Genomic DNA, 22,848 nt, shown 5'->3' on the forward strand with positions numbered 1-22,848 from the left:
TGCCCGCTTGTGTTACGGCTTACTTCCAGGCTTTCACGATGAGGCCGGTGCCGGAGTCGTGCACCGTGCGGGCATCGAGCCAGTTCAGCAGCAGGCAGAACGGGAACGTGATGAGGTAGTAGAACGGCAGCACGATGAAAAACAGGCGCGACTTGCCCAGCATCAGAATGGGGTATTTCATGCTGAGGCGCCACGAAATCTGGCCCGGCTCACCGTAAGCATAGCGGGCCTCGATGCGCTCGAAACCGGCGGTGCGCAGCTTCTGCTGAATCTCGCGAATGTTGTAGCCGTCGCGCACGTGCTCTTCGATGAAGCTGGTTTCGCCGTCGTCGTGCACGTCGGAGCCGCCCTGGTCGCTGGGGGTCGAAATCAGTAGCATGCCGCCGTCCTTCAGCGAAGCGTGAATATTGCGGAACACCTCCACATCTTCCAGAATATGCTCCATCACATCGACGGACAGGGCCAGGTCAAAAGAGTTGGGCTCCTGATAGAGCACCAAATCCTGCACGGCAAACTGCACGTTCTTGCGGCCAATCTGCTGGAAAAAACGGTTAGAATCGGCTACCTGGTCGTCCTTCACGTCCACGGCCAGGATGTTCCATTTCGCGCTCAGCCCGCTCAGCCAGTACGTGTACTGCCCGTAACCGGAGCCGGCATCGAGGATGTTCAGCGGCTCCTGGGTGCGGCCCTTGGCCCAGCGGCGCAGCTCGCGGTGCACGTGCCAGGTACGCAGCAGCAGTAAATCGAGCAGGTGGTAGAACAGCCGGCGCAGCCACGGCGTGCGGTTGAATACCTGGCCGAGCGTCTTCTTAATCGGGTCGTAGTACAAAGTGGTGAACTAGTGAAATAGTGAAATAGTGAGTAGTGAGTTGGCGAGGTTGATGTGCTGACCGAGTGCAGGCACTTCAACCTCACCAACTCACCATTTCACTACTCGCCTTTGAATAAACGCGGGCGGGTGGGCTTTTCCTCATCGTTCGTAGCGTCGTCCTTCGGCGCGGCTGGAATGTCGAGCGTGCCCAGTACCTCGTCCATGTGGGCGGCGTAGGCGGCGCTATCGTCGTGGAAAAAGATGAGCTCGGGCACCACGCGAGCCGTTTTGCGAATGCGCTTGGCCAGGGCATGGCGGATTTCCTTGGCGTTGTCACGCACTATTTCGATGCGCTCGTTGGCATCGTTGCCCAGCAGCAGGCTCAGGTACACGCGGGCCTGGCCCAGGTCGGGCGTCACCTTCACCATGCTGATGCTGGGGGCCATTCCGCCCCCGAACAGGTGCGGCAGGTCGCGCTGCAATACGGCTGCCAGCTCCTGCTGGAGCAGGCTGGCCATTTTTTGTTGTCTTTTGCTATCCATAATGACTGGCAAAGGTACGAGGTGTTTTTAGGGTGTGAGGGTGTGAGGGTAGGAGGGTAGGGGGGATGGGGGCCGGAAGGCATAAAAAGAATAGCTGTCAGCGTTGGGGTCGCACAATACCTTTGCGCCACCCTCGCATCCTTATACCCTCCTACCCCCACACCTTCTTACCCTCATACCCTAACGAGTGCTTCGCTTTTTCAAAAGCTCGTTGCCTACGCAGCTGCTGGCCTTGGTGCTGCTGGTGCTGGCCCTGCGCCTGCCGCTGCTCTGGGCCGGCCTGCCCCTGACGGCGGCCGAGCTCCGGGCCCTGCTGGTGGGCGAGCGGCTGCACGGCGGCGCCATGCCCTACCGCGACCTCTACGACGGCACCGCGCCGCTGGCCGCCGCCACGTTTGCCGCCCTCGATGCCGTGCTGGCGCGCCCCGTGTGGCTTTATCGCATGATGGCGCTGGGGCTGCTGTTCATGCAGGGCCTGCGCCTGAACCTGGTGTTCAACCGCTACGATGTGCATCCCGAGCGCGGCTACGTCGCCGCTCTCACCTACCTGCTGGTGGGCAGCGTGAGCACCGATTTGGATGCCCTCTCGCCGCTGCTGCTGGGCAATACTTTCATCGTATTTGCGCTGAGCGCGCTGCTGCCCACCTCCCGCGAAGGCTACGACAACCGCCGCCTCTTCCGGGCCGGCTTCCTGATTGGGCTGGGGGCGCTGTGCTACCTGCCGCTGAGCCTGTTTGTGATAGTGGGACTATTCGCAGTGGTTATTTTCGCGGCCAATTCCTTTCGGAGCTCCTTACTGCTGCTGTGCGGGTTTTTCTTTCCGTATGCGTTGGTAGCCACGTTTTTCTTCTACACCGGAGCATTGCCGGGGTTCACGCAGTTCCACCTCCAGCCGGGCCTCACCGACCTCATTGCCAGTGGCCTGCCCGCCGGCCTGCAATTGCGCCTGCTCATTGTGCCCATGCTGGTGCTGGGACTAGCGCTGCTGCGGTCGCTGGGCACGTCGCTGGGGCTGGTATTCCAGATAAAATTCCGCCAGATGATGCTGGTCTGGCTGGTGGTGGCCGGCGTGGCTGCCGCCGTAGAGCGCGGTGCGGCTCCCGGCGCGCTGGTGCTGCTGCTGCCGCCGCTGGCCTATTTCAGCCTGTTTCTGTGGCAGCGCTACCGCCAGAGCTGGCTGCTGGAATTGCTGCTGCTGCTGCTCATCAACTCCGTATTGGTGCTGCGCTACCGCGCTCAGGTGCCGCGCCTCGAAAGCCTGCTGCACATGCCCGCCGAAAGCCGCTTCGGCCTGGAGCCCGACCCGCGCTACGCCGCCCTGCGCGGCCAAACCCTGCTCATTCTCGGCCCCGACGACCGGGCCTATTTCAATAACCACCCCGCCACGCCCTACCTCGACTGGGCACTGTCGCAGGTCGATTTCGGCCACCTCAATGAGTATGCCGCCGTTGTGCGCGTAGCTCAGAAAATGGCCCCCAATCCGCCCACCTACCTGCTCGACCAGAGCCGCATAGTGCCCCGCCTGAAACAGCTGCTCCCCGGCATCTTCAGCGCCTACGAGCCCACGGAAACGCCCGGCCTGTACCGCAGGAAGTAGGGCCTGAAAGCCCATCATGCTGAGCGGAGCCGAAGCATGATGGGCTCATATAGCCAGCTCCGCTACACCCAGCACCAGGCTTTAATGCGCCGGTCCGTTGGCAGGCTGCGCAGGAATACCGCCAGCGGCTCCAGCTCCGTGAGCAGCGAGGTGAGGGTAATGCTGCGGCCATCGTGCAGGTGCAGCGTCAGGTAGTCATATTTTGCCCAGAAGGTGCGGCGGGCGCTGCACGTCACGTGCTCCACGCAGGCCAGGTCGCGCCGCTCGAATGGCAGCCGCTGGCCCGCCGCATACACTTCAAACCGATTATCAACGGGCTGAAAAACCAGCACCGTATCGTGGTTCAGCACCCAGTAGCGCAGATGCAGCAGCAGCGCCGGTCCGCTCAGCCCCAGCGTGAAGGCCATAAAGCCCAGCGTCAGGGCCCACTCGAACCCGCTCACCGGCGTGCTGCCCATGGCCACGGCCGGCAGCACGCTCAAGCCCGCGCCCAGCGCCAGCAGCGGCCAGAATAGCAGCCGCATTTGCCGCGCCGCCGTGGTCTGGTACACCTGGGTACGCTTTGCGAACAGGCCCGTCACCCAGCGTGCCGCCCCCAGCACCACAAACAGCACGATGGCCGCTTCGAGCAACGGGCGGAAGAAAGTCGATTTCATGCCGAAAAAACTGCCCGGCGCTACGCCTGCACCTGCACCTGCACCCAGGCCTCGCCGTCGGTGTGCGCGCGCAGGTGGCCAAAGCTTTCCAGCGCCAGCCCAAACCGGGCAAATACTTCTTCCACGGCCGCACGCCCGGCTGGGTCCACGCACACCAGCAGCCCGCCCGAAGTCTGCGGGTCACAAAGCCACGCCCGCTGCTCGTCCGTCACCGCACCTATTTTGTGGCCGTAGCTGGCCCAGTTGCGGCCTGTGCCGCCGGGCACGCTGCCCTGCTTCAGGTAGTCTTCGGCTGCCGCGATGCGCGGTACTTTATTGAAGTCGATTTCAGCCGTCAGGTGGCTGCCTTCGCACACCTCGGCCAGGTGGCCAAGCAGGCCAAAGCCCGTCACATCCGTCAGGGCCGTCACGGCGGTTAGCTTGCTCAGGTCCGCGCCAATCTTGTTCAGCTGCATCATCTGAGCCGGCGCGATATCGGCGTCCTCATCCCGCAGAATACCTTTTTTCTGAGCCGTCGTCATGATGCCCACGCCCAACGGCTTGGTCAGAAACAATTCTGAGCCAGCCGTAGCCGTATCATTCTGCTTCAGGTCTTTAACATCAACCATGCCCGTCACGGCCAAACCAAAAATAGGCTCCGGTGAGTCGATGCTGTGCCCGCCCGCCAGCGGAATGCCCGCCTCGGCGCAGATGCTACGCGCCCCTTCCAGCACGCGGCGCGCTACCTCGGGCGGCAGCTTATCCACGGGCCAGCCCAGCACGGCAATGGCCAGCAGCGGCCGGCCGCCCATCGCATACACATCCGAAATAGCGTTGGCCGACGCAATGCGCCCGAAATCATAGGCATCATCCACGATGGGCATAAAAAAGTCGGTAGTCGAAATCACCGCCTGGCCGCCGCCAATGTCGTACACGGCCGCGTCGTCGCGGCTGGCGTTGCCCACCAGCAGGTTGGGGTGCTGGGGCTGGGCAATGCTGGTGTGCAGCATCTGGTCGAGCACGGCCGGCGCGATTTTGCAGCCGCAGCCCGCACCGTGGCTGTATTGAGTGAGCTTGTATTCCATGGGTTGCTAAAGTCGAGCGAAAGCATAAAAGTAAGCGGGCGGCCCACCATGGGCCGCCCGCTTACTTTCCATTCAGTAAATAGCGGCTATTTGATGGCCACGGGCAATTCTACGTTCTCCCAGCGCAGCACCAGGGCCTTGGGCGTCACCTCATAGGCCAGCCGCTCGGTGAGGGCCGTTTTGCGGGGCGTCACCATCACGCGCAGCGCATCCTGCTTCTCATCGTACTTGAAAGCGCCCCACTGGTTGGATACCTTATTAAAGATGACCGTCCACGCTCCTGCGGTCGGAATCACGAAGAAGCCATACTTGCCGGCGGGCAGGGCTTTGCCTCCCACCGTCACGGCTTTGCTGAATTCCACCGTGGTGGCCTCGTTGGCCCCGGCGCGCCATACTTTGCCATACGGCTCCAGCCCGCCGAAAATCTTGCGGCCTTTCACGCCCGGGCTGCTGTATTTCACGGTCACATCGGCCGCGCCAATCTTGCCGGTTGTGGTGGCCGCCGGGCTGGGCTTGGCTGCGTCCTTAGCGGGAGCCGACATGGTGGCGGGCATCGTTTGGGCGTGGGCACCGGCACCGGCCAGCACCAGCGTCAGGCCGAAAGCAGCGGTGCGAAGAATCGGGAAAGCTTTCATGAAAAAGAGATTTGAAAATGAGGGTGAACGAGGCCGTGAAGGTTGGCCGGCGACTCGCAAACCCCACATCAGCCGCCGAGGTTTACCAACGCCAGCGATTGCCGCTGGCGTTGCCGCAATCATTTCCTTACGCCCGGCACTTTGGCCGTTCGCCCCGCGGGAGCAGGGGAGGGGCCGCCGCACGGCTCCATCTTGCTTTCGGCGGCCAATTGTCGTACCTTTGCCCCGAAGTTGGTATTCAATCTGATAAAGAGGGGACGCGCAGTCCCCTCTTTTTTTGCCCGCTTGTTTCAGAACCCTATGCACTTCGACCGCAACCTGCTGCTGGAAATGCTCCACGACGCCATCGGCGAAGAAGAGCTGTTCATCGTGAGCCTCACCTTGTCCGATTCGGTGCTGCCCAAGGTCACCGTCACCCTCGACGGCCCCAACGGCCTCGCCATTCAGGCCTGCGCTACCATTAGCCGCCGTCTGGCCCGTCGCATCGACGAGCACTACGGCGAAGAATCCGCCTATTCCCTGGAAGTCACCAGCCCCGGTGCCGACCAGCCCCTCACCGACCCGCGCCAGTACCCGCGCCATATCGGCCGCTCGCTGGCCCTCAAGCTGGCCGACGGTACCGAGAAAACCGGCACCCTCACCGCCGCCACCGCCGAGGGCGTGGAAATCGAAGAAGTTATCAAACAGAAAACCAAGAAAACGACCCTGCCCGCCGCCTTTTTCCCTTTCGGGGACATTCAGGAGGCCAAGGTTGTTATTTCCTTCAAGTAATAATCACTGATTTTTCGGATTTTAGCGGATTTCACGGATTTTGTAGACACCGCCCCCAGCGCTCTATACATGTCCTAAAGCAGAGTACCTCTGCAACGAAATCGACTACAAAATCCGTGAAATCCGTGAAAAATCCGTGAAATCAGTGATTTATGAACAGCCACGAACTCATTGAATCCTTCGGCGAATTCGCCCGGAGCAAGAACATTGACCGGCCCACGATGATGAGCATCCTGGACGACGTGTTTCGTACCATGATTCGGAAGAAATACGACCAGGACGAAAACTTCGACGTTATCATCAACCCTGATAACGGTGACCTCGAAATCTGGCGCAACCGCGAAATCGTGGACGATAACTCGGAGGATATCTGGGACCACGATAAAATTCCACTGGCCGAGGCGCAGAAAATCGAGCCCGACTTTGAAGTAGGCGAGTCCGTGGCCGAAGGCGTGAAGCTGGAGGATTTCGGCCGCCGCGCCGTGCTCATGGCCCGTCAAACGCTGATTCAGCGCGTGAAAGACCTCGAGCGCGACAACCTGTACCAGAAGTACAAGGACCAGGTAGGCGAAATTGTGACCGGTGAAGTGTACCAGGTGTGGAGCCGTGAGGCTCTCATCATGGACAAGGACGACAACGAGCTGGTGATGCCGAAAGGTGAGCAAATCCCCAAGGACCGTTTCCGCAAGGGCGATACCGTACGGGCTGTAGTACACCGCGTGGAAGTGATTAACGGCACGCCGAAAATCATCCTCTCCCGTGCCGCACCCGCTTTCCTCGAGCGCTTGTTCGAGCTGGAAGTGCCCGAGATTTACGATGGCCTCATCGTTATCAAAAACGTAGTGCGCGAGCCCGGCGAACGCGCCAAAGTAGCCGTAGAAAGCTACGACGAGCGCATTGACCCCGTGGGTGCCTGCGTGGGCATGAAGGGCAGCCGCATTCACCCGGTGGTGCGCGAGCTGGAAAATGAAAATATCGATATTATCAATTATACTGATAACTTAGAGCTTTATATTGCGCGGGCACTATCGCCGGCCAAAGTAGGTTCTATGAAGATAAACCAGGAGAACGGCCGGGTTTCCGTATTCATGAAGCCCGACCAGGTGAGCCTGGCCATCGGCCGTGGCGGTGCCAACATTAAGTTGGCCAGCCGGTTGGTGGGCATGGAAATCGACGTGTTCCGCGAAGCCATCGACTACGAGGAAGATATTTCGCTGGACGAGTTCCAGGACGAAATCGAGCCTTGGGTACTGGCCGAGCTGAAAAAAATCGGTTTGGATACTGGCCGTGCCGTACTGGCGGTGAAGAAAGACGACATCGTGCGCCGCACGGAGTTGGAGGAAGAAATGGTGGACGATGTGTACCGCATTATCCGTCAGGAATTTGCCGACGACGAAGACCTCGACGAAAACTCGTTGGAATCGGCTAAAAACCGCGTTGCTACCGGCAAAACGGTTGAAGTGGCCGAGGAAGAAGCTGCGGTCACGCACGCTTCGGAAACCGACACAACCCCCGAGCATACCCCTCTGGTGACTGAAATGACCAACGAAAACCAACCAACGATTGAGGAAGCGGGCGCGAGCTCTCCCGCCGAGCCAGCCCAATGACGGCCGCGCGGCCGGTACGGCAAGGGTAACAAATCGAGCCAGTAGGCACGGTTTGCACCCTGCTGGCAAGATTTAATGTAATACCTTTGTACCTAGAAGCGTATCGTTACGCGAGAAAAGATAAATGGCGGAAGCAACCCCGAAACGGCTACAACAGGCAGCCAAAGACCTGAATATTGGAATGGACAGGGTGGTAGAAGCCCTGGCCAAGAAAGGTATACAAGTAGAGAACAAGCCGACTACGAAACTCACCGGTGAGCAAGTGGCCTCGCTGGAGAAGGAATTCGCGGCCTCTGCCCACGACCGTCAAGAAGCCCAGAAAGTCATTCAGGCCAAGCGCCAGAGCGACCTCGACGCCGCGCCTAAGCCCCCCGCGCCGGCCCCCCGGCCTGCGCCCGTGGCTGTGCACGCCCCGGCTCCTAAGCCCGCCGCGCCCGTGGCAGCTCCGGTAGCTGCCGCTCCGGCGGTGGCTCCGGTTGCCCCCGCGCCAGCATCGGCTCCGGCCGCGCCTGCTGCTCCGGTAGTGGCCGCGCCAGCCCCTGCTCCCAGCGTACTCGGCCTTAAAGTGCTGGGTAAAATTGAGCTGGACAGCAAAGGCCGTGTGGTTCCGCCCCGGGCCGCTGCCCCGGCTCCCGTGGCTGCCGCTCCGGCTGCTGCGGCACTCGCTCCCGCTCCCGTAGCTCCGAAAGTGGAGGCTCCGGCTGCTTCCGCGCCGAAAGCAGAAGCTCCGGCTGCCCCGGCACCGGTTGCTGCTCCGGCACCCGTGGCCCAGCACGTAGCCAAAGCTGAGCCGGTGGCTCCGGCTCAGGTTGCCGCTGCGCCGGTAGTTGCCGCTACTCCGGTTGCTGCTCCTGTCGCTGCTGCACCAGCCGCTCCGGCCGCCGTAGCACCTGCTGCTGTGCCTCCGGTTGTGCCAGCCGAACCCGCTGCTGCGCCCGAAGATACCAGCACCATCGTAGCGAAGTCGGACACGCTGAAAGGCCTGACCGTTCTCGGTAAAATCGACCTGTCGTCTATCAACAATGACCGGCGTGGGCCGGGTGGCCGTGGCCCCCGTCCCATTGCTTCGTCTGATGTGAGCAAGCGCGGTCTGCCCGCTGGCCCCGGCCAGAAGAAGCGCACCCGCTTGCCCGGCCCTCCCGGCAGCACCACCAGCCCGCCCAGCCCCGGCTATCAGGGCAACCGCCCTGCAGGTGGTGGCACGGGTGGTGGCTATCAGGGCAACCGGCCCAATAATGGTCCCGGCGGTAACCGTCCCAGTGGTCCCGGCCAGCGCCCCGGCCAGTCGGCTCCCAAGCCTAACGCTCCCGCACTCACCCCTGAGCAGGCTGAAAAGCAGATTCAGGAGCAGATTAAGGCCACGCTGGCCAAGCTCGGTGGCAACAAGGGCGGCAACAATCAGAACCGCGCCAAGTACCGCCGCGACAAGCGCAGCATGCTGGCAGAGGACCGCGAGGCCCTGCGCGCACAGAACGAGCTCGACGCCAAGACCCTCAAGCTCACCGAATTCATCTCGGCCAATGACTTGGCCTCGCTGATGGACGTGAACGTGAACGAGGTAATCAAGGTGTGTCTGGGCATGGGTATGTTCGTGTCCATCAACCAGCGTCTAGATGCCGAAGCCATTACCGTGATTGCCGATGAATTTGGCTTTGACGTGGAGTTCCTGTCGGCTGAGGAAGAGGAAATTGATGTTGACGCCGGCGATGCCGAGGAAGACCTCAAGCCCCGTGCCCCCATCGTGACCATCATGGGCCACGTCGACCACGGCAAAACTTCGCTGCTTGACTACATCCGCGATGCGAGTGTGGCCAAAGGCGAAGCCGGTGGTATTACGCAGCACATTGGTGCCTACGAAGTGCGCACCAAAACGGGCCAAGCCATTACTTTCCTTGATACGCCTGGTCACGAAGCCTTTACGGCCATGCGTGCCCGTGGTGCCAAGGTGACGGATATTGCTATCATCGTGGTAGCCGCCGACGACTCGGTGATGCCGCAGACTAAGGAAGCCATCAACCACGCGCAGGCTGCCGGGGTGCCGATTATCATCGCCCTCAACAAGATTGACAAGCAGTCGGCCAACCCCGAGAAAATCCGTGAGGAGCTTTCCCAGATTAACATTCTGGTGGAAGAGTGGGGTGGTAAATACCAGAGCCAGGAGGTTTCGGCCAAATCGGGCATTGGTATTGAGGAGCTACTGGAGAAGGTGCTGCTGGAGGCCGAATTGCTCGACCTGAAAGCGAATCCTGACCGCGGTGCCATCGGTACCGTGATTGAAGCCTCGCTTGACAAAGGCCGTGGCTACGTAACCACCGTGCTGGTGCAAACCGGTACGCTGAACGTGGGCGACATTATCCTCGCCGGCCCGCACTTTGGCCGCGTGAAGGCCATGACCGACCATCGCGGCAAGAAAATGAAGACTGCGCCGCCCGCTACGCCGGTGCAGGTGCTCGGCTTGACCGGAGCCCCGCAGGCTGGCGACCGTATCCAGGTAATGGAAACGGAGCGCGAAGCCCGCGAAATGGCTACTCAGCGCCTCCAGTTGGCCCGCGAGCAAACCATCCGGACCAAGAAGCATATCACGCTGGACGAAATTGGTCGCCGTTTGGCTATCGGTTCGTTCAAGGAACTCAACATCCTGGTGAAGGGCGACGTGGATGGCTCGGTGGAAGCACTTTCCGACTCGCTGCTGAAACTAAGCACGCCGGAAGTGAAGGTGAACATCCTCTCGAAAGGGGTGGGTGCCATCTCGGAAAGCGACGTGCTGCTGGCTTCGGCCTCCGACGCCATCATCATCGGCTTCCAGGTGCGGCCCTCGCAGAGTGCACGCAAGCTGGCTGAGAACGAGCAGATTGACATCCGTTTGTACTCCATCATTTACAACGCCATCAATGAGGTGAAGGATGCCATGGAAGGCATGCTGGCCCCAACGGTGCAGGAAGTGGTGACTGCCAATGCCGAAGTACGCATGGTGTTCAACATCACCAAAGTGGGCACCATTGCCGGCTGTATGATGACGGAAGGCACCCTGACCCGCAAAACCAAGGTGCGCGTGGTTCGCAACGGCATCGTGATGTACACCGGCGATATCCAGGACCTCAAGCGTTTCAAAGACGATGTGAGTGAAGTACGCCAGGGCTACGAATGTGGTATCTCCATCAAAGGCTTCAACGAGCTTATTGAAGGTGACAACATCGAAGGCTTCGAAGAAAAGGAAATCAAGCGCACACTCTAGACCACGGATTAGCGCGGATTTTAACGGATTTCGTGGATGACGTAGAAAAGCAAAAAGGCTTGCCACACGGCAAGCCTTTTTGCTTTTCTATACTCAATTAATCCTCACTTAAAAGCAAAAAAGGCTGCCCTGTAGGGCAGCCTTTGTGATGTTTACAATCGTCCACAAAATCCGTGAAATCCGTTAAAATCCGCGTTAATCCGTGGTCTAGAAGAATAGAAGCTTGTGTTTGCTTTTGTGCTTGTGTACCAATGGCTTGCCAGTCGGATTGGAGCTGCCAGCGGTGTGGCCCATGCCGCGCTTACTCACGTAGCCGGGCTTGCCGGGCTGGGTCTTGAACTTGCGAACCATGAAGCCGTTGCCGCTACGGTTGGAGTCGAACTGGCGATCGGGGCCGCGGGCACCGAAACTGGTGTTGCCGGTGCGGGCTTCGAGCAGCTCAAGCTGCTGGTCGCGCTTCACTTCATCGGGCGACATGGCGGCGCGGCGCTGGTTGCGGGCCAGCTCCTGGGCATTGTTGGCCGTGGTGACGCGGGCATCTTCTTCGCTGGATGCTTTGCCGGGCATGGGGAAAGCGGGGCCGGTCTGGGCGTGAGCTACCGAGGAAGCTCCGAAACTCAAGCCGCCGAAAAGTGCGGCAACAAACAATACTTTCATGGGGCGCAATGGGAGTGAGGGGAGCAGGATAGCGGCCTAACGATTGAGACAATGGGGTGGTTCAATACGGCTACCTAAAAGGACGGCCCGGGGCGTTAGGTGGCCCCTAAGTTGGCAACTTATTTTGAATCGACCAATTAACTGCCTTGAATAAAACGAATGGTTGAAGCAAAAAAGGCGAAAACCGTGGCCTGCCACTCGGCAAACCACGGTTTTTTCCGGTTGAACGGAATGGGCAACTTAGGCGCGGCCGGCGCGCAGCGAGTCGCGGATTTCCATGAGCAGCTGCTGGTCGGTGGTGGGCGGCGGGGACGCGGGCGCGGCTACTATCTCAAGCGGTTTCTTCTTGATGCTGTTGGCACCCTTCACGATAAAGAAGATGATGAGCGCCAGGATGAGGAAACCCACAACGGCATTCATGAATAAACCGATTTTGACGGGGCCGACGTTAATCGCCGAAAAATCGGGCTTGCCACCAATCAAGCCCACAATTGGCATGATGACATCGTCGGTGAGCGAGGATACGATTTTGCCAAATGCGCCGCCGATGATAACGCCGACCGCTAGGTCGAGCACATTGCCTTTGGAGATAAATTCTTTAAATTCGGAAACAAAGCCCATAGTAGTTAAGGAGTTGGGAGTGAAAAAGGGGTAGGTCTGGCGCCAAACTAAGTATTTAAATTCAAATACTTACTTCTGTTTACTGTTGCAAAGGTGGGTTGTTTCGGAAAGTGTTGGGGCCGGTTTTGGTTGAAATGGATGCGCCAGGCGTTGAGCCGGGTAATTATCCCGACCGGCATGGGCCGGTGCGTGTCCTATCTTTGGCGCTGCCAACCGCATTTCGGGGCCTCTTTATTTCGCTGCTATGTCTGCTTCTTTCGAAAACCTGCTCTACGACCTGGATGCTGCCAGCGGCATCCTCACCATCACCATCAATCGCCCCACCAAGCTCAATGCCCTGAACGCAGCCACCATAGCCGATATCGACGCAGCCGTGCAGCAGGCGCTGGCCGAGCCGCAGGTGCGCGGCATTATCCTGACGGGCAGCGGCGAGAAGGCGTTTGTGGCCGGGGCCGATATTGCAGAGCTGGCCGCCCTCACGCCCGACCGGGCCGGTCGGGCTTCTTTAGCGGGGCAGGAGGCGTTTGCCCGCATCGAGGCCAGCACTAAGCCTGTGGTGGCAGCCGTGAACGGCTTTGCACTGGGCGGCGGCTGCGAGCTGGCTATGGCCTGCCACATGCGCGTGGCGTCGGACAATGCCCGGTTTGGGCAGCCTGAAGTGAACCTGGGCTTACCTCCCGGCTACGGCGGCACCCAGCGCCTGCCCCAGCTCATCGGTAAAGGCAAGGCCATTGAGCTGCTGCTGACGGCCGACATGGTGAAGGCCGACGAGGCCCTGCGCCTGGGCCTGGTGAACCACGTAGTGCCCCAAGCCGAGCTGCTGCCTTTCTGTACGCAGCTGCTGACCAAAATTCTGGGCAAGGCCCCGCTGGCCGTGGGCCTGGTGCTGGACTGCGTGAACGCGCACTACGCCAAGGATGCCGATGGCTACGAAACCGAAGCCCAGGCGTTTGAGCGGGCCTTCGAGAGCGAGGATTTCAAGGAAGGCACCACGGCCTTTGTGGAGAAGCGCCCGGCGGTGTTCACGGGGAAGTGAAATTAAAAATGAATAATTAAAAATTAAAAATGAGCAGCAGAACTGCCAAGTGCCCACCATTTGAGCCAATTTTTAATTTTTAATTCGCAATTTTTAATTTGTTTCGAATGAGTGTAGCTAAAAAATTAGCCTCCCAGACGGCGGTGTACGGCGTGAGCAGCATTGTGGGCCGGGTGTTTTCCTACCTGCTGACGCCGCTGTACACGGGGGTATTTGCGGCGGCGGAGTTCGGCATCGTGACGGGGATATTTGCCTATGTGTCATTCCTGAACGTGGTATTCACCTACGGGATGGAAACGACGTATTTCCGCTTTGCCAACCGGCCGGGGACAGACCGCCGGGAGCTGTACGACCGGGTGCTGAGTCTGCTGCTGGTGAGCACCGCCGGGCTCACGGCGGTGCTGCTACTGCTGTCGAAACCGCTGCTGGCGCTGCTGAGCATTCCGCCCGGCAACGAGCGGTATGGCGTGTGGATGGCGCTGATTCTGGGCCTGGATGCGCTGTCGGCCATTCCCTTTGCCCGGCTGCGGCTGGAGAACAAGGCCCGCAAGTTTGCCGCCATTAAGCTGGCTAACATTCTGGCCACGGTGGCGCTCAACGTGTTCTTCCTGCTGCTGTGCCCCGCCGTGGCTGGTGGCAAGCTGCTGCCCGGCCTGCAGCCGCTGGTGGCAAAGCTCTACGACCCCACTTTGGGAGTGGGCTACGTGTTTATCTCAACTTTGGTGGCGAGCGGCTTCACGCTGCTGCTGCTGTGGCGCGAGCTGCTGGACTTCCGTTTCCGCCTGAATCTGGAGCCGCTGCGGCCGTTGCTGAAGTATGCCTACCCGCTTATGTTTATGGGGCTGGCGGGCATGGTGAACGAAACGCTGGACCGGATTCTGCTGCCCATCTGGTTGCCCAAAGACTTTTACCCCGGCCAGAGCAGCCTGACGGCGGTGGGTATTTACGGGGCGTGCTACAAGCTCAGTATTTTCATGTCGCTGGTCATTCAGGCGTTTCGGTACGCGGCCGAGCCATTCTTCTTTTCTCAGAGTACCGAGAAGAATTCGCCGGCCACGTTTGCCATGATTCTGAAGTGGTTCACGCTGTGCTGCGCCGTGATTTTCGTGGGCATCAGCCTGAACGTGGAAGACTTTGGGCAGGTGTTTCTGCAGCGGCCGGAGTACCTGCAGGGACTGGTGGTAGTGCCCATTCTGCTGCTGGCCAATCTGTTTCTGGGCGTGTACTACAACCTGTCGGTGTGGTTCAAGCTCACGGACAAAACCTATTACGGCACCTATATCGGGGTGGGCGGCGCGGTGCTCACCATTGCCCTCAACTTCCTGCTGATACCCGTGCTGGGCTACCTGGGCTGCGCCATTGCCACGCTGGCGGTCTATTTCATGATGGCGGTGCTATGCTGGCAGCTGGGCGAGCGGCACTTTCCGGTGCCGTATCCGGCGTTGCGGCTGGGACTGTGGCTGGTGTTTGCCTCGGGGCTGGTGGCACTGGGCTGGTGGGTGCAGCCAGCGGGCTGGTGGCTGCGCCACGCCTGGCACGCGGGCCTGACGGTGGCCTTCCTGCTGGCGCTGTACGGGGTGGAGCGGCCCCGGCCGGCAATGCGTGTTGCCGAGGCATAGACAGGTTAGGATAGTATAGGCATGGGACTATCTTTGCCCGTTCCCTTATCACTGCTCATGCAAATTCCCGTTATCAATAACTCGGGCCACCCGCTGCCCGAATACCAAACGCCCCACGCTGCCGGCCTCGACCTGCGCGCTCATCTCACAGCTGGCCCCGTCACGCTCGGGCCGCTGGAGCGCCAGCTTATTCCTACCGGCCTGAGCCTGGAAATTCCGGTGGGCTATGAGGCTCAGGTGCGCCCCCGCAGCGGCCTGGCCGTGAAGCACGGCATTGGCATCGTGAACAGTCCGGGAACAATTGATGCCGACTACCGGGGCGAAATCCGGGTGCTGCTCGTGAATTTATCCAACGAGCCTTTCGTGGTAAATGACGGCGAACGCATTGCCCAGCTGATAGTTGCCAAACACGAAACCATTGCCTGGCAGCCCGTTGAGGAACTGAGTGTAACCCAACGCGGCGCGGGCGGGTATGGAAGTACGGGCGTGTAGTGCGAAGCGGTGCTTTGCGGCTTCTTGCTGCTTAATTAGTCAGAGCCGTTGGTATTTGCGAAGCACCGCTTCGCACTACACTTGCTTTGCACCCATAACTATTAACCAACTCTCTTTAAAATAAATATGAAAATCATCGTTCCGATGGCCGGCATGGGCAAACGCATGCGCCCCCACACCCTCACCGTTCCCAAGCCCCTCATTCCCATTGCGGGCAAGCCCATTGTGCAGCGCCTCGTGGAGGATATTGCCAAGGTGTGCGGCGAGCCGGTGGACGAGGTGGCCTTCATTATTGGCCGCTTTGGGGCCGAGGTGGAGAAGAGCCTGGTGAAAATTGCGGAATCGGTGGGGGCCAAGGGCACCATCGTGTACCAGGACGAGCCGCTGGGCACGGCCCACGCCATTCTGTGCGCCAAGGATTCCTTGACCGGCCCGCTGGTGGTGGCTTTTGCCGATACGCTGTTTAAGGCCGATTTCACGCTGGATTCCAGCGTGCCCGGTACCATCTGGGTGCAGCAGGTGGCCGACCCCAAGCCCTTCGGCGTGGTGAAACTGGATGCCCAGGGCCGCATCACCGATTTCGTGGAGAAGCCCCAGACATTTGTGTCGGACTTGGCCATCATCGGCATCTACTATTTCCAGGACGGCGAGTACCTGCGTACCGAGCTGCAATACCTGCTCGACAATGACATCAAGGACAAGGGCGAGTACCAGCTCACCAATGCCCTGGAAAATATGAAGAACAAAGGCACCGTCTTCGTACCCGGCCGCGTGACCGAGTGGCTCGACTGCGGCAACAAGGACGCCACGGTCTTCACCAACCAGCGCTACCTGGAGTACCTGAAGGAGCGCGGCGAGTCGCTGGTGCACGAGTCGGCCAAAATCACCAATTCGGTGCTGCTGGAGCCAGTGTACATCGGCGAGGGCGCTATCATTACCGATTCGGTGGTGGGGCCGCACGTTTCGTTGGGTGCGCACTCCAACGTGCGCGACTCGCGCCTGTCGAACTCCATTGTGCAGCAGTCGGCCTCGGTGCTGAACGCGGTTATCAGCAATTCGATGATTGGCAACTTCGCCACCGTGACCGGCACGCCCGATGACCTGAGCCTTGGCGATTATAACCAGCTGCGGGTGTGATGGCCAGCGGCGGGCAGTGAGAAGCGGGAAGTGGGGTGAAATTAATTGGTAGCTTATCCCGTTATCGGTGAGAGCGGCAATTACCACGCCTCACTTCCCGCTTCCCGCTGCCATTACTATTCCCCGTAATTTCGTGGGCCGGACCTCAGGCCCGGCTTTCTTGTATATGCGTCAAGTTGTTCTGAGTCTGCTGTTTTGGGTGGGGCTGACGGCCCCGGGGTACGCGCAGGCCCCATCGGGGACCCTTGGGCCGCCCGCCAAGCTGAGCCGTAAGGAGCAGCGGGTGCTGGAAAAAGAGCAGCGCGAGCTGGAAAAGAAAGTAGCCGAGCTACGGGCGAAGCGCGCCACCGCACCCGCCCTGTCGGAGCGGGAGAAGGAGCAGAGCGAGGCGTTGTTTGTGGAAGGCGTGAAGTACGTGCTGCTGGAAGACTACGCCAAAGGCCTCGAAAACCTGCTGAAAGCCCATGCGTTGAGTCCCGACAACGCGGCTGTTAATTACAAGATTGCCGAAGCCAGCCTGCTGAGCGGCAACCTGCGCGACGCCACCAATTACGCCGAAGCAGCCACCCGCCTCGACCCGAAAAACGCCTATTACTACTTGCTGCTGGCCCAGGCGCAGGCCAGCCAGAAGCAGTACGAGGCGGCCACCAAAACCTACGCCGCGCTCATCAAGCAAGTGCCTAACTCGGGCAGCTACCTGTTCAATCTGGCCGACCTGTACCTGGCCCAGAACCGCCTGCCCGAAGCCCTCACCACCCTGGACCAGGCCGAAAAGGAATTTGGCCAGGTTGATGAGATTTCCTTTAAGAAGCAGCAGATTTACCTCAAGCAAAATAAGCTGGACTTGGCCCTGGGCGAGGGCGAAAAGCTCATCAAGGCCAACCCCACTGAGCCCCGCTATGTGCTGGCCCAGGCTGAGATGTACGCCAGCAACAATCGCCTGCCCGACGCCGTGCGCGTGACCCAGCAGGCCCTGCGCCTCGACCCCGACAACCCCCAGGCCCACCTGATACTCTCGGAAGTATACCGCCAGCAGAAGCAGGACGAAGAGGCCGACCAGCAGTTGCGCCAGGCCTTCGCCAGTCCCGCGCTGGATATTGACGCCCGAGTGCGGATTCTGGTGGGCTACATCAAGCAGCTGCCCAGCCCCAAGGAGCCGCTGAACCAGCTGGTGCGCGACCTGGCCGCGGCCACCGTCAAAGTTTATCCGAAGGATGCGAAATCCTACGCCGTGGCCGGCGATGTGCAAACCCTGACCGACCATAAGAAGGAAGCCCGCGATACCTACCTGCAAGCCCTGCGCTACGATAATTCCAAGTTCCAGGTATGGCAGCAGGTGGTACTCATTGATGCCGAGCTGACCCAGACCGATTCGCTGCTCGCGCATTCGGGCCGGGCGCTGGAGCTGTTTCCCAACCAGGCGTCGCTGTGGTTCTACAACGGCGTGGCCCACCTGCTGAAAAAGCAGCCCCAGAAAGGCGTGAAAGCCCTGGAGCACGGCCGCCGGTTGGTGGTGAATAACGCGCCGCTGCTGGGCCAGTTCGATGCCCAGCTCGGCGATGCCTACCACGAGCTACACGAATACGAAAAGTCGGATGCGGCCTACGAGTCGGCCTTGGTGAGCGACCCGGACAATGTGCAGGTGCTGAATAATTACAGCTATTTTCTGTCGTTACGGGGCGAAAAGCTGGACAAGGCCAAGCAGATGTCTGGCAAAGTTGTGAAACAATTTCCCGACAATGATACCTATCTGGATACGTATGCCTGGGTGCTCTACAAGCAAAAGGATTATAGCGGGGCCAAAAATGCCCTGGAAAAGGCGCTGCAAACCACCAAGGACGGCTCCATTATCGAGCACTACGGCGACGTGTTATTCCAGCTCGGTGACAAGGATAAAGCTGCTGTGGAATGGCAGCGGGCTCACAAAATCGGAGGAACTTCCGACCTGTTGGAGCGAAAATTGAAAGACCATAAATTGTATGAATAAAGTTACGCTACTGCTGGCCCTGGGGCTGCTGGGCAGCTGCGCCCGCAAGGCCGTGCCCACCACTGCCTCGGCAGCCGGGCCGGGCACCTCCACCCCCATAATGGAGCCCACCCTGCCCTCGGTACAGGCCATCAATACTACCTTCATCTTTCTCAATGCCAAGGGGAAGGCCCAGATTAATATGAAGGGCAATAAGCAGGGGGCTAACCTGGCGCTGCGCATGCGCCGCGACAGCATCATCTGGGTGTCGGCGGGCCTGGCGGGTATTGAGGGCGTGCGCGCCGTGCTCACCCACGATTCGGTGCGGGTGATGAACCGGCTGGACAAAACCTATTTCTCGGGCGGCTACGACTACCTGAGCAAGCTGCTGAACGTGCCCGTGAGCTTTGCCCAGATGCAGGCCCTACTACTCGGCGACTACCTGCCCGCCCCTACCGGTACCAAGCCCACCGTGGCTGCCGAAGAGGCTGGCCGCCAGCGCGTGAGCTACCCCCTGGCCGATGTGCTGGTGGAGCGCCTGATGCAAACCGCCACTGGCCGCGTGCAGCAGCTGAAGATGAGCGACGAAGCCACCAAGCGCAACCTCACCGTCGATTATGCCGACTTCCAGCCGCTGGATGAGCCGACGGGCCTGCCTTTCGCATACTCCACTGTTATTCAGGCACAGCAGTCGTCGGCGGGCGTGGTCACGGCCGACATCAACTACAACAAAGTGAATACCGGCCGGGAGCGGCTGAGCTTCCCTTTTGCCGTGCCCAAGAGCTTCCGGCGCATCAGGTAGCCGGTCTGGAAGTGGGGGGTGAGTGGTTGTTGGTTGTTATTAACAATCAACAACCACTCACCCGATTACCTTTGCCCTGCCATATAAGTGGTGGGTTTTGAATGGTACACGTTGAATAAGCAGGTAGTACAGGCTGAGAAGGCACTTATTTCAGAGGTGAAAGCTGGCGCGATGGCTATTCGCGGCCGGTGGTGGCTATTCGCCCTGCTGGGGCTGCTGCTGGCCGGGCCCGTAGGCGCGCAGAACCGCAAGCCCAGGAAACTGGCTAAGCCGGCCCGGCAGCCCGCTAAGTCAGCCCGTAGCACTAAGCCGACCACCCGCACCCGCCCAAAGGCTGCCGCCAGCCCCCGGCCGGCCCGCGCCAAAAGCAAGGAGCAGCTGGAGCGCGAGCGCCAGACCAACCTCCGCCAGATTCAGAAAACCAGCCAGGCCCTGAACCAGACCCAGGAAAAGAAAAAGGTGAGCCTGGGCCAGCTCCACGTCATCACCGAGAAGCTGACGGTGAAAAAGCAGGTTATTCAGGGGATTTCGACGCAATTGCAGGGCATCGAAACCAACGTGCACCAGACGGCTAAGCAGGTTATTCAAACCCAGCAAACGCTGGCCCAGCTCAAGGCCGAATATTCACGGCTGCTTTACACGGCTTCAAAAACGGCCAACGGCTTCAACCGGCTTATGTTTTTGTTTGCCTCGGAGTCATTCAACCAGTTTGCGCTGCGGCTGCGCTACATCCGGCAGTACACCGAGGAGCGGCAGCGGCAGGCGGCTCGCATCATGGGCACGCAGTACCGGCTGCACCAGGAGCTGTCGGGCCTGACGAAGCAGCAACAGCGTAAAAGCAGCCTGCTCAACAGCCAGCTGAGCGAGAACAATAACCTGCTCAGCCTCAAGTCGAAAGAAGACGACATGGTGCAGCAGCTCAGCCAGCAGGAGCAGGGCCTGCGCCAAGAGCTGGAAGAGCGCCGCCAGGCCGTGAACCGCCTCGATAACCTGATTGCCGAGCGGGTGCGCGAGGAAATAGCCCGCGCCGCCCGGGCCGCCCGCCTGGCTGCTCGCCGCGAAGCCGCTCTGGCTGCCGCCCGCGATGCCCGCCGCGCTGCCGCCGCCCGCAATAGCGCCGGCGTGGCCCGCACCCGCCGCGACCCGGAAACCGCCAGCAGCTCCGATACCGACAACGCCACGGCCGCTCCCGAAAGCGACGCGTCCGAAACGGCCGCCGAAGCCGCCGCCGACCGCCGCGCCGTTCGCATTGCCCTCACGCCCGAAGCGGCGGGCCTGTCGTCTTCCTTTGCCGGCAACCGGGGGCGGCTGCCCTGGCCCGTGAGCCGGGGCTTCATCAGCCAGCGCTTTGGTCGGCACCCGCACCCGGTGCTGAAAAATGTGACGGTAGAAAACCGGGGCGTCGACATCCAGACCGGAGCCGATGAGGCCGTGCGGTCGTGCTTCGATGGCAAGGTGCTCACCATTGCCAACATCGCGGGCATGAACACCATCGTCATGATTCAGCACGGCGACTTTTTCACGGTGTATGCCAAGCTGCGCTCCGTGAGCGTGCACGAGGGCCAGCACGTAAGCGCCAAGGAGGTCATCGGCACGGTGGCCACCGATGCCGAGGGCACGTCCGAAGTGCAGTTTCAGGTGTGGCACAACTCGTCTAACCTGAACCCCGAAAGCTGGCTGGGCCACCGGTAGCCGGGCCGTTGGGCCATCGTAGGCTCCACCCGCTTTCTCAGGCCAAACCGGGCTGAAATAAAAAAACCCGCTCCAAAGGTGCGGGTCTTTCTGAGCTATGAAAACAAACTTAGCTGTCGGCCGCAGGGGCTATTAGCCTGCCGCAACCGATAACCATAGCAAAGATGGTGGGCTGAGCGGCCTGTTACCCGGGTAACTCGGTGAAAGGAGCCATTGACGCGGCGAACGTCAGCTTTGTCGGGTCTGGAGCAATTGCAGCAGCTGGCCGGGCCTAAACCAGCGTGAGCCGATTGAGCAGCCCGGCTTTGTAGGAGCTGCCAATGGGTACGCGCATGGGCGTGCGGACAGGGCCGTTGGCCGAGCTGCCGTCGAGCAGCGCCGCATCGGCCTCGATGGCCACAATACGGTCGAGCCGCACAATGTATTTGCGGTGAATGCGGGCGAAATCACGGCCGGGCAGCTTGGCTTCGAAATCCTTCATGGTGCCGTACACCGTGAGCCGCTCGCGGGTGGTGTGCAGGTTCACGTAGTCGCCAAGGGCCTCCACGTACTGCAACTCGGCGGTGGTCACGCGCACCAGGCGCTGGTCCTGCTTCACAAAGATTTCGGCGCGGCCGTTGCTGAACAGCGAATCGCCGGTGCTGTTGGCCATGCGCAGCATGCCGTCCAGCTTCTGGCGCTCGTCTTCGAGCTGGGCGCGCACGCGACGCAGCTCCAGGTGGGCCATTACCTGGCGGGCCAGCACGCGCAGGGCCTCGCGCTGGTCGGCGGTGAGCTGGCGGGGTACGGTATCGAGGGCGCACAGCGTGCCCAGGGGCTGGCCATCGGGCGAGAGCAGGGGCGCGCCGGCGTAGAAGCGGATTTTGGGATTGCCCGTCACCAGCGGGTTGTCGGCAAACCGGGGGTCGAGGGCCGCATCGGCTACTTCGTACACACCGGGGGCCCGCATGGCATACTGGCAAAAGGCATGCTCGCGGGGCGTTTGCTGCATGTCGAGACCCACGCGGGCTTTAAACCATTGCCGCTCGGTATCAATCAAAGAAACCAGCGACATGGGCGTGCCGCAGATAAACGCCGATAGCTGCGCCAAATCATTAAAAACCTGCTCCGGGTCGGTATCGAGAATGTTATAGCTATGCAGCGTTTCCAGACGCTCGGGCTCGTTGACCTGCCGCAACGGAACAGCAGCAAAATTCGTGGTCTTGGATGATTTCACAACGGATTGGGTTAAGGAAGCACAGCCTAACTCCTTCGCAATGAGAAAGACTGGTTTATGGAATAACAAAGCTAGTTGGCGATGACAAGTTAGATGCTGTGATGTCGGCCAACCGTAATTATAGCCCGTTCAACCCCGGCAAATCCTCCGCCGAAGGTGTCCTTCGTCATCTAAACAGCTCTATTGGGTATCTTTGATACTCCAAAAGGCGTTCGGCTGCGTATATCTTCTTTTCTCACCCTTTACTGGGCCCAAGTGCCCCCCTTTTCTATGCTTCATTCCTTGTTTCTGATTGGTAGCTTCGGGACCACCGAAATGCTCCTTATTCTATTCGTTGTTATTCTGTTATTTGGTGCCAAGCGTATTCCGGAGCTGTTCAAAGGCATGGGCCAGGGCGTGCGCGAGTTCAAGGACGCCAGCACCAAGCCCGAAGACCAGCAGCCGCAGTACCGCGACCAGCCGGCTCCTCCCTACCAGCAGCAATACCCCCAACAGGGCCCTCCCGCTCAGGGCTACCCGCAGCAGGGCTACCCCCAGCAGGCACCTCCCGCTCAGGGCTACCCCCAGCAAGGCTACCCCCAGCAGCCGCAGCACAACACGTATGCGCAGCCGGGCCAGCCGGGCTACCAGCAGCCCGCCCCGCCGGCCTACAACCCCAATGACCCCAACCAGCAGCTCGGCTAAGCCACTGC

General features: G+C 60.3%; 19 protein-coding genes and 1 pseudogene. 12 read left to right on the forward strand and 8 right to left on the reverse strand.

The features are described from left to right. Window positions 1-19: 19 nt before the first annotated feature. Window positions 20-829: a class I SAM-dependent methyltransferase gene (locus tag KQ659_RS01235; protein ID WP_216679161.1), complete on the reverse strand. Its 810-nt coding sequence runs from the start codon at window positions 827-829 to the stop codon at window positions 20-22. A 101-nt stretch (window positions 830-930) separates the two neighbouring features. Next, on the reverse strand, window positions 931-1,353 hold the full coding sequence (locus KQ659_RS01240; protein WP_216679160.1) for a ribosome-binding factor A: 423 nt from the start codon (window positions 1,351-1,353) through the stop codon (window positions 931-933). A gap of 187 nt (window positions 1,354-1,540) precedes the next feature. Here KQ659_RS01240 and KQ659_RS01245 point away from each other — a divergent pair, with 187 nt between their 5' ends. Then, on the forward strand, window positions 1,541-2,950 hold the full coding sequence (locus tag KQ659_RS01245) for a hypothetical protein (protein ID WP_216690418.1): 1,410 nt from the start codon (window positions 1,541-1,543) through the stop codon (window positions 2,948-2,950). A 62-nt stretch (window positions 2,951-3,012) separates the two neighbouring features. On the opposite strand, the gene KQ659_RS01250 is transcribed toward KQ659_RS01245, so the two are convergent. From KQ659_RS01250 to KQ659_RS01260, 3 genes are all read right to left on the reverse strand, one after another. Beyond that, on the reverse strand, window positions 3,013-3,606 hold the full coding sequence (locus KQ659_RS01250; RefSeq protein WP_216690417.1) for a hypothetical protein: 594 nt from the start codon (window positions 3,604-3,606) through the stop codon (window positions 3,013-3,015). Between the two features lie 20 nt (window positions 3,607-3,626). Then, window positions 3,627-4,670 (reverse strand): selenide, water dikinase SelD, encoded by a 1,044-nt coding sequence (gene selD / locus KQ659_RS01255; RefSeq protein ID WP_216690416.1) that lies wholly within the window; start codon window positions 4,668-4,670, stop codon window positions 3,627-3,629. Between the two features lie 86 nt (window positions 4,671-4,756). Beyond that, on the reverse strand, window positions 4,757-5,305 hold the full coding sequence (locus tag KQ659_RS01260) for a DUF2911 domain-containing protein (protein ID WP_226929797.1): 549 nt from the start codon (window positions 5,303-5,305) through the stop codon (window positions 4,757-4,759). Window positions 5,306-5,590: 285 nt separating this feature from the next. On the opposite strand from KQ659_RS01260, the gene KQ659_RS01265 reads away from it, so the two are divergent. The 3 genes and pseudogenes from KQ659_RS01265 to infB all read left to right on the forward strand — a co-directional run bounded on the left by KQ659_RS01265 (window position 5,591) and on the right by infB (window position 10,918). Next, complete coding sequence (locus KQ659_RS01265) at window positions 5,591-6,076, forward strand: LSm family protein (protein ID WP_226915689.1); 486 nt, start codon at window positions 5,591-5,593, stop codon at window positions 6,074-6,076. A 152-nt stretch (window positions 6,077-6,228) separates the two neighbouring features. After that, a pseudogene (gene nusA / locus KQ659_RS01270) lies at window positions 6,229-7,461 on the forward strand (transcription termination factor NusA); the annotation flags it as partial. 346 nt (window positions 7,462-7,807) lie between these two features. Beyond that, complete coding sequence (infB, locus tag KQ659_RS01275) at window positions 7,808-10,918, forward strand: translation initiation factor IF-2 (RefSeq protein ID WP_216690415.1); 3,111 nt, start codon at window positions 7,808-7,810, stop codon at window positions 10,916-10,918. 207 nt (window positions 10,919-11,125) lie between these two features. Here infB and KQ659_RS01280 read toward each other — a convergent pair whose 3' ends face one another. Both KQ659_RS01280 and mscL read right to left on the reverse strand, forming a co-directional pair. Beyond that, window positions 11,126-11,575 (reverse strand): hypothetical protein, encoded by a 450-nt coding sequence (locus tag KQ659_RS01280; protein ID WP_216679155.1) that lies wholly within the window; start codon window positions 11,573-11,575, stop codon window positions 11,126-11,128. Between the two features lie 240 nt (window positions 11,576-11,815). Beyond that, window positions 11,816-12,196, reverse strand: coding sequence for a large conductance mechanosensitive channel protein MscL (mscL, locus tag KQ659_RS01285; RefSeq protein ID WP_216679154.1), 381 nt, complete (start codon window positions 12,194-12,196; stop codon window positions 11,816-11,818). A 244-nt stretch (window positions 12,197-12,440) separates the two neighbouring features. Here mscL and KQ659_RS01290 point away from each other — a divergent pair, with 244 nt between their 5' ends. The 7 genes from KQ659_RS01290 (at window position 12,441) to KQ659_RS01320 (ending at window position 20,940) form a co-directional block, all read left to right on the forward strand. Continuing rightward, entirely contained in the window at window positions 12,441-13,232 is a 792-nt protein-coding gene (locus KQ659_RS01290) for an enoyl-CoA hydratase/isomerase family protein (RefSeq protein ID WP_216679153.1), read from the forward strand. 107 nt (window positions 13,233-13,339) lie between these two features. Next, window positions 13,340-14,851 (forward strand): oligosaccharide flippase family protein, encoded by a 1,512-nt coding sequence (locus KQ659_RS01295; protein ID WP_216679152.1) that lies wholly within the window; start codon window positions 13,340-13,342, stop codon window positions 14,849-14,851. Window positions 14,852-14,908: 57 nt separating this feature from the next. After that, a complete protein-coding gene (gene dut, locus KQ659_RS01300) occupies window positions 14,909-15,343 on the forward strand; it encodes a dUTP diphosphatase (RefSeq protein ID WP_216679151.1) in 435 nt (144 codons plus the stop codon). 126 nt (window positions 15,344-15,469) lie between these two features. After that, window positions 15,470-16,480: a sugar phosphate nucleotidyltransferase gene (locus tag KQ659_RS01305; protein ID WP_168671501.1), complete on the forward strand. Its 1,011-nt coding sequence runs from the start codon at window positions 15,470-15,472 to the stop codon at window positions 16,478-16,480. A gap of 166 nt (window positions 16,481-16,646) precedes the next feature. Further along, a complete protein-coding gene (locus KQ659_RS01310; RefSeq protein WP_216679150.1) occupies window positions 16,647-18,467 on the forward strand; it encodes a tetratricopeptide repeat protein in 1,821 nt (606 codons plus the stop codon). Beyond that, complete coding sequence (locus tag KQ659_RS01315; protein ID WP_216679149.1) at window positions 18,460-19,248, forward strand: DUF4292 domain-containing protein; 789 nt, start codon at window positions 18,460-18,462, stop codon at window positions 19,246-19,248. Before KQ659_RS01310 ends, KQ659_RS01315 begins: the two co-directional genes overlap by 8 nt. 171 nt (window positions 19,249-19,419) lie before the next feature. Beyond that, the gene (locus KQ659_RS01320; RefSeq protein WP_216679148.1) at window positions 19,420-20,940 is read left to right on the forward strand and encodes a murein hydrolase activator EnvC family protein; all 1,521 of its coding nucleotides are present in this window, start codon (window positions 19,420-19,422) and stop codon (window positions 20,938-20,940) included. Window positions 20,941-21,211: 271 nt separating this feature from the next. Here KQ659_RS01320 and KQ659_RS01325 read toward each other — a convergent pair whose 3' ends face one another. Further along, on the reverse strand, window positions 21,212-22,156 hold the full coding sequence (locus KQ659_RS01325; RefSeq protein ID WP_216679147.1) for a GAF domain-containing DNA-binding protein: 945 nt from the start codon (window positions 22,154-22,156) through the stop codon (window positions 21,212-21,214). Window positions 22,157-22,426: 270 nt separating this feature from the next. On the opposite strand from KQ659_RS01325, the gene KQ659_RS21705 reads away from it, so the two are divergent. After that, a complete protein-coding gene (locus tag KQ659_RS21705) occupies window positions 22,427-22,840 on the forward strand; it encodes a Sec-independent protein translocase subunit TatA/TatB (RefSeq protein ID WP_216690414.1) in 414 nt (137 codons plus the stop codon). Window positions 22,841-22,848 lie beyond the last annotated feature (8 nt).

The sequence above is a fragment of the Hymenobacter siberiensis genome (genome assembly GCF_018967865.2).
Lineage (GTDB): Bacteria > Bacteroidota > Bacteroidia > Cytophagales > Hymenobacteraceae > Hymenobacter > Hymenobacter siberiensis.

What these genes read in the sequence shown, in the direction of transcription:
- KQ659_RS01290 (WP_216679153.1), top strand. Translation starts at nt 12,441, where the DNA reads ATGTCTGCTTCTTTCGAAAACCTGCTCTACGACCTGGATGCTGCCAGC.
- KQ659_RS01250 (WP_216690417.1), bottom strand. Translation starts at nt 3,606, where the DNA reads ATGAAATCGACTTTCTTCCGCCCGTTGCTCGAAGCGGCCATCGTGCTG.
- KQ659_RS01280 (WP_216679155.1), bottom strand. Translation starts at nt 11,575, where the DNA reads ATGAAAGTATTGTTTGTTGCCGCACTTTTCGGCGGCTTGAGTTTCGGA.
- KQ659_RS01315 (WP_216679149.1), top strand. Translation starts at nt 18,460, where the DNA reads ATGAATAAAGTTACGCTACTGCTGGCCCTGGGGCTGCTGGGCAGCTGC.
- KQ659_RS01320 (WP_216679148.1), top strand. Translation starts at nt 19,420, where the DNA reads ATGGCTATTCGCGGCCGGTGGTGGCTATTCGCCCTGCTGGGGCTGCTG.
- KQ659_RS01295 (WP_216679152.1), top strand. Translation starts at nt 13,340, where the DNA reads ATGAGTGTAGCTAAAAAATTAGCCTCCCAGACGGCGGTGTACGGCGTG.
- selD (WP_216690416.1), bottom strand. Translation starts at nt 4,670, where the DNA reads ATGGAATACAAGCTCACTCAATACAGCCACGGTGCGGGCTGCGGCTGC.
- KQ659_RS21705 (WP_216690414.1), top strand. Translation starts at nt 22,427, where the DNA reads ATGCTTCATTCCTTGTTTCTGATTGGTAGCTTCGGGACCACCGAAATG.
- dut (WP_216679151.1), top strand. Translation starts at nt 14,909, where the DNA reads ATGCAAATTCCCGTTATCAATAACTCGGGCCACCCGCTGCCCGAATAC.
- KQ659_RS01310 (WP_216679150.1), top strand. Translation starts at nt 16,647, where the DNA reads ATGCGTCAAGTTGTTCTGAGTCTGCTGTTTTGGGTGGGGCTGACGGCC.
- KQ659_RS01260 (WP_226929797.1), bottom strand. Translation starts at nt 5,305, where the DNA reads ATGAAAGCTTTCCCGATTCTTCGCACCGCTGCTTTCGGCCTGACGCTG.
- infB (WP_216690415.1), top strand. Translation starts at nt 7,808, where the DNA reads ATGGCGGAAGCAACCCCGAAACGGCTACAACAGGCAGCCAAAGACCTG.
- KQ659_RS01240 (WP_216679160.1), bottom strand. Translation starts at nt 1,353, where the DNA reads ATGGATAGCAAAAGACAACAAAAAATGGCCAGCCTGCTCCAGCAGGAG.
- mscL (WP_216679154.1), bottom strand. Translation starts at nt 12,196, where the DNA reads ATGGGCTTTGTTTCCGAATTTAAAGAATTTATCTCCAAAGGCAATGTG.
- KQ659_RS01305 (WP_168671501.1), top strand. Translation starts at nt 15,470, where the DNA reads ATGAAAATCATCGTTCCGATGGCCGGCATGGGCAAACGCATGCGCCCC.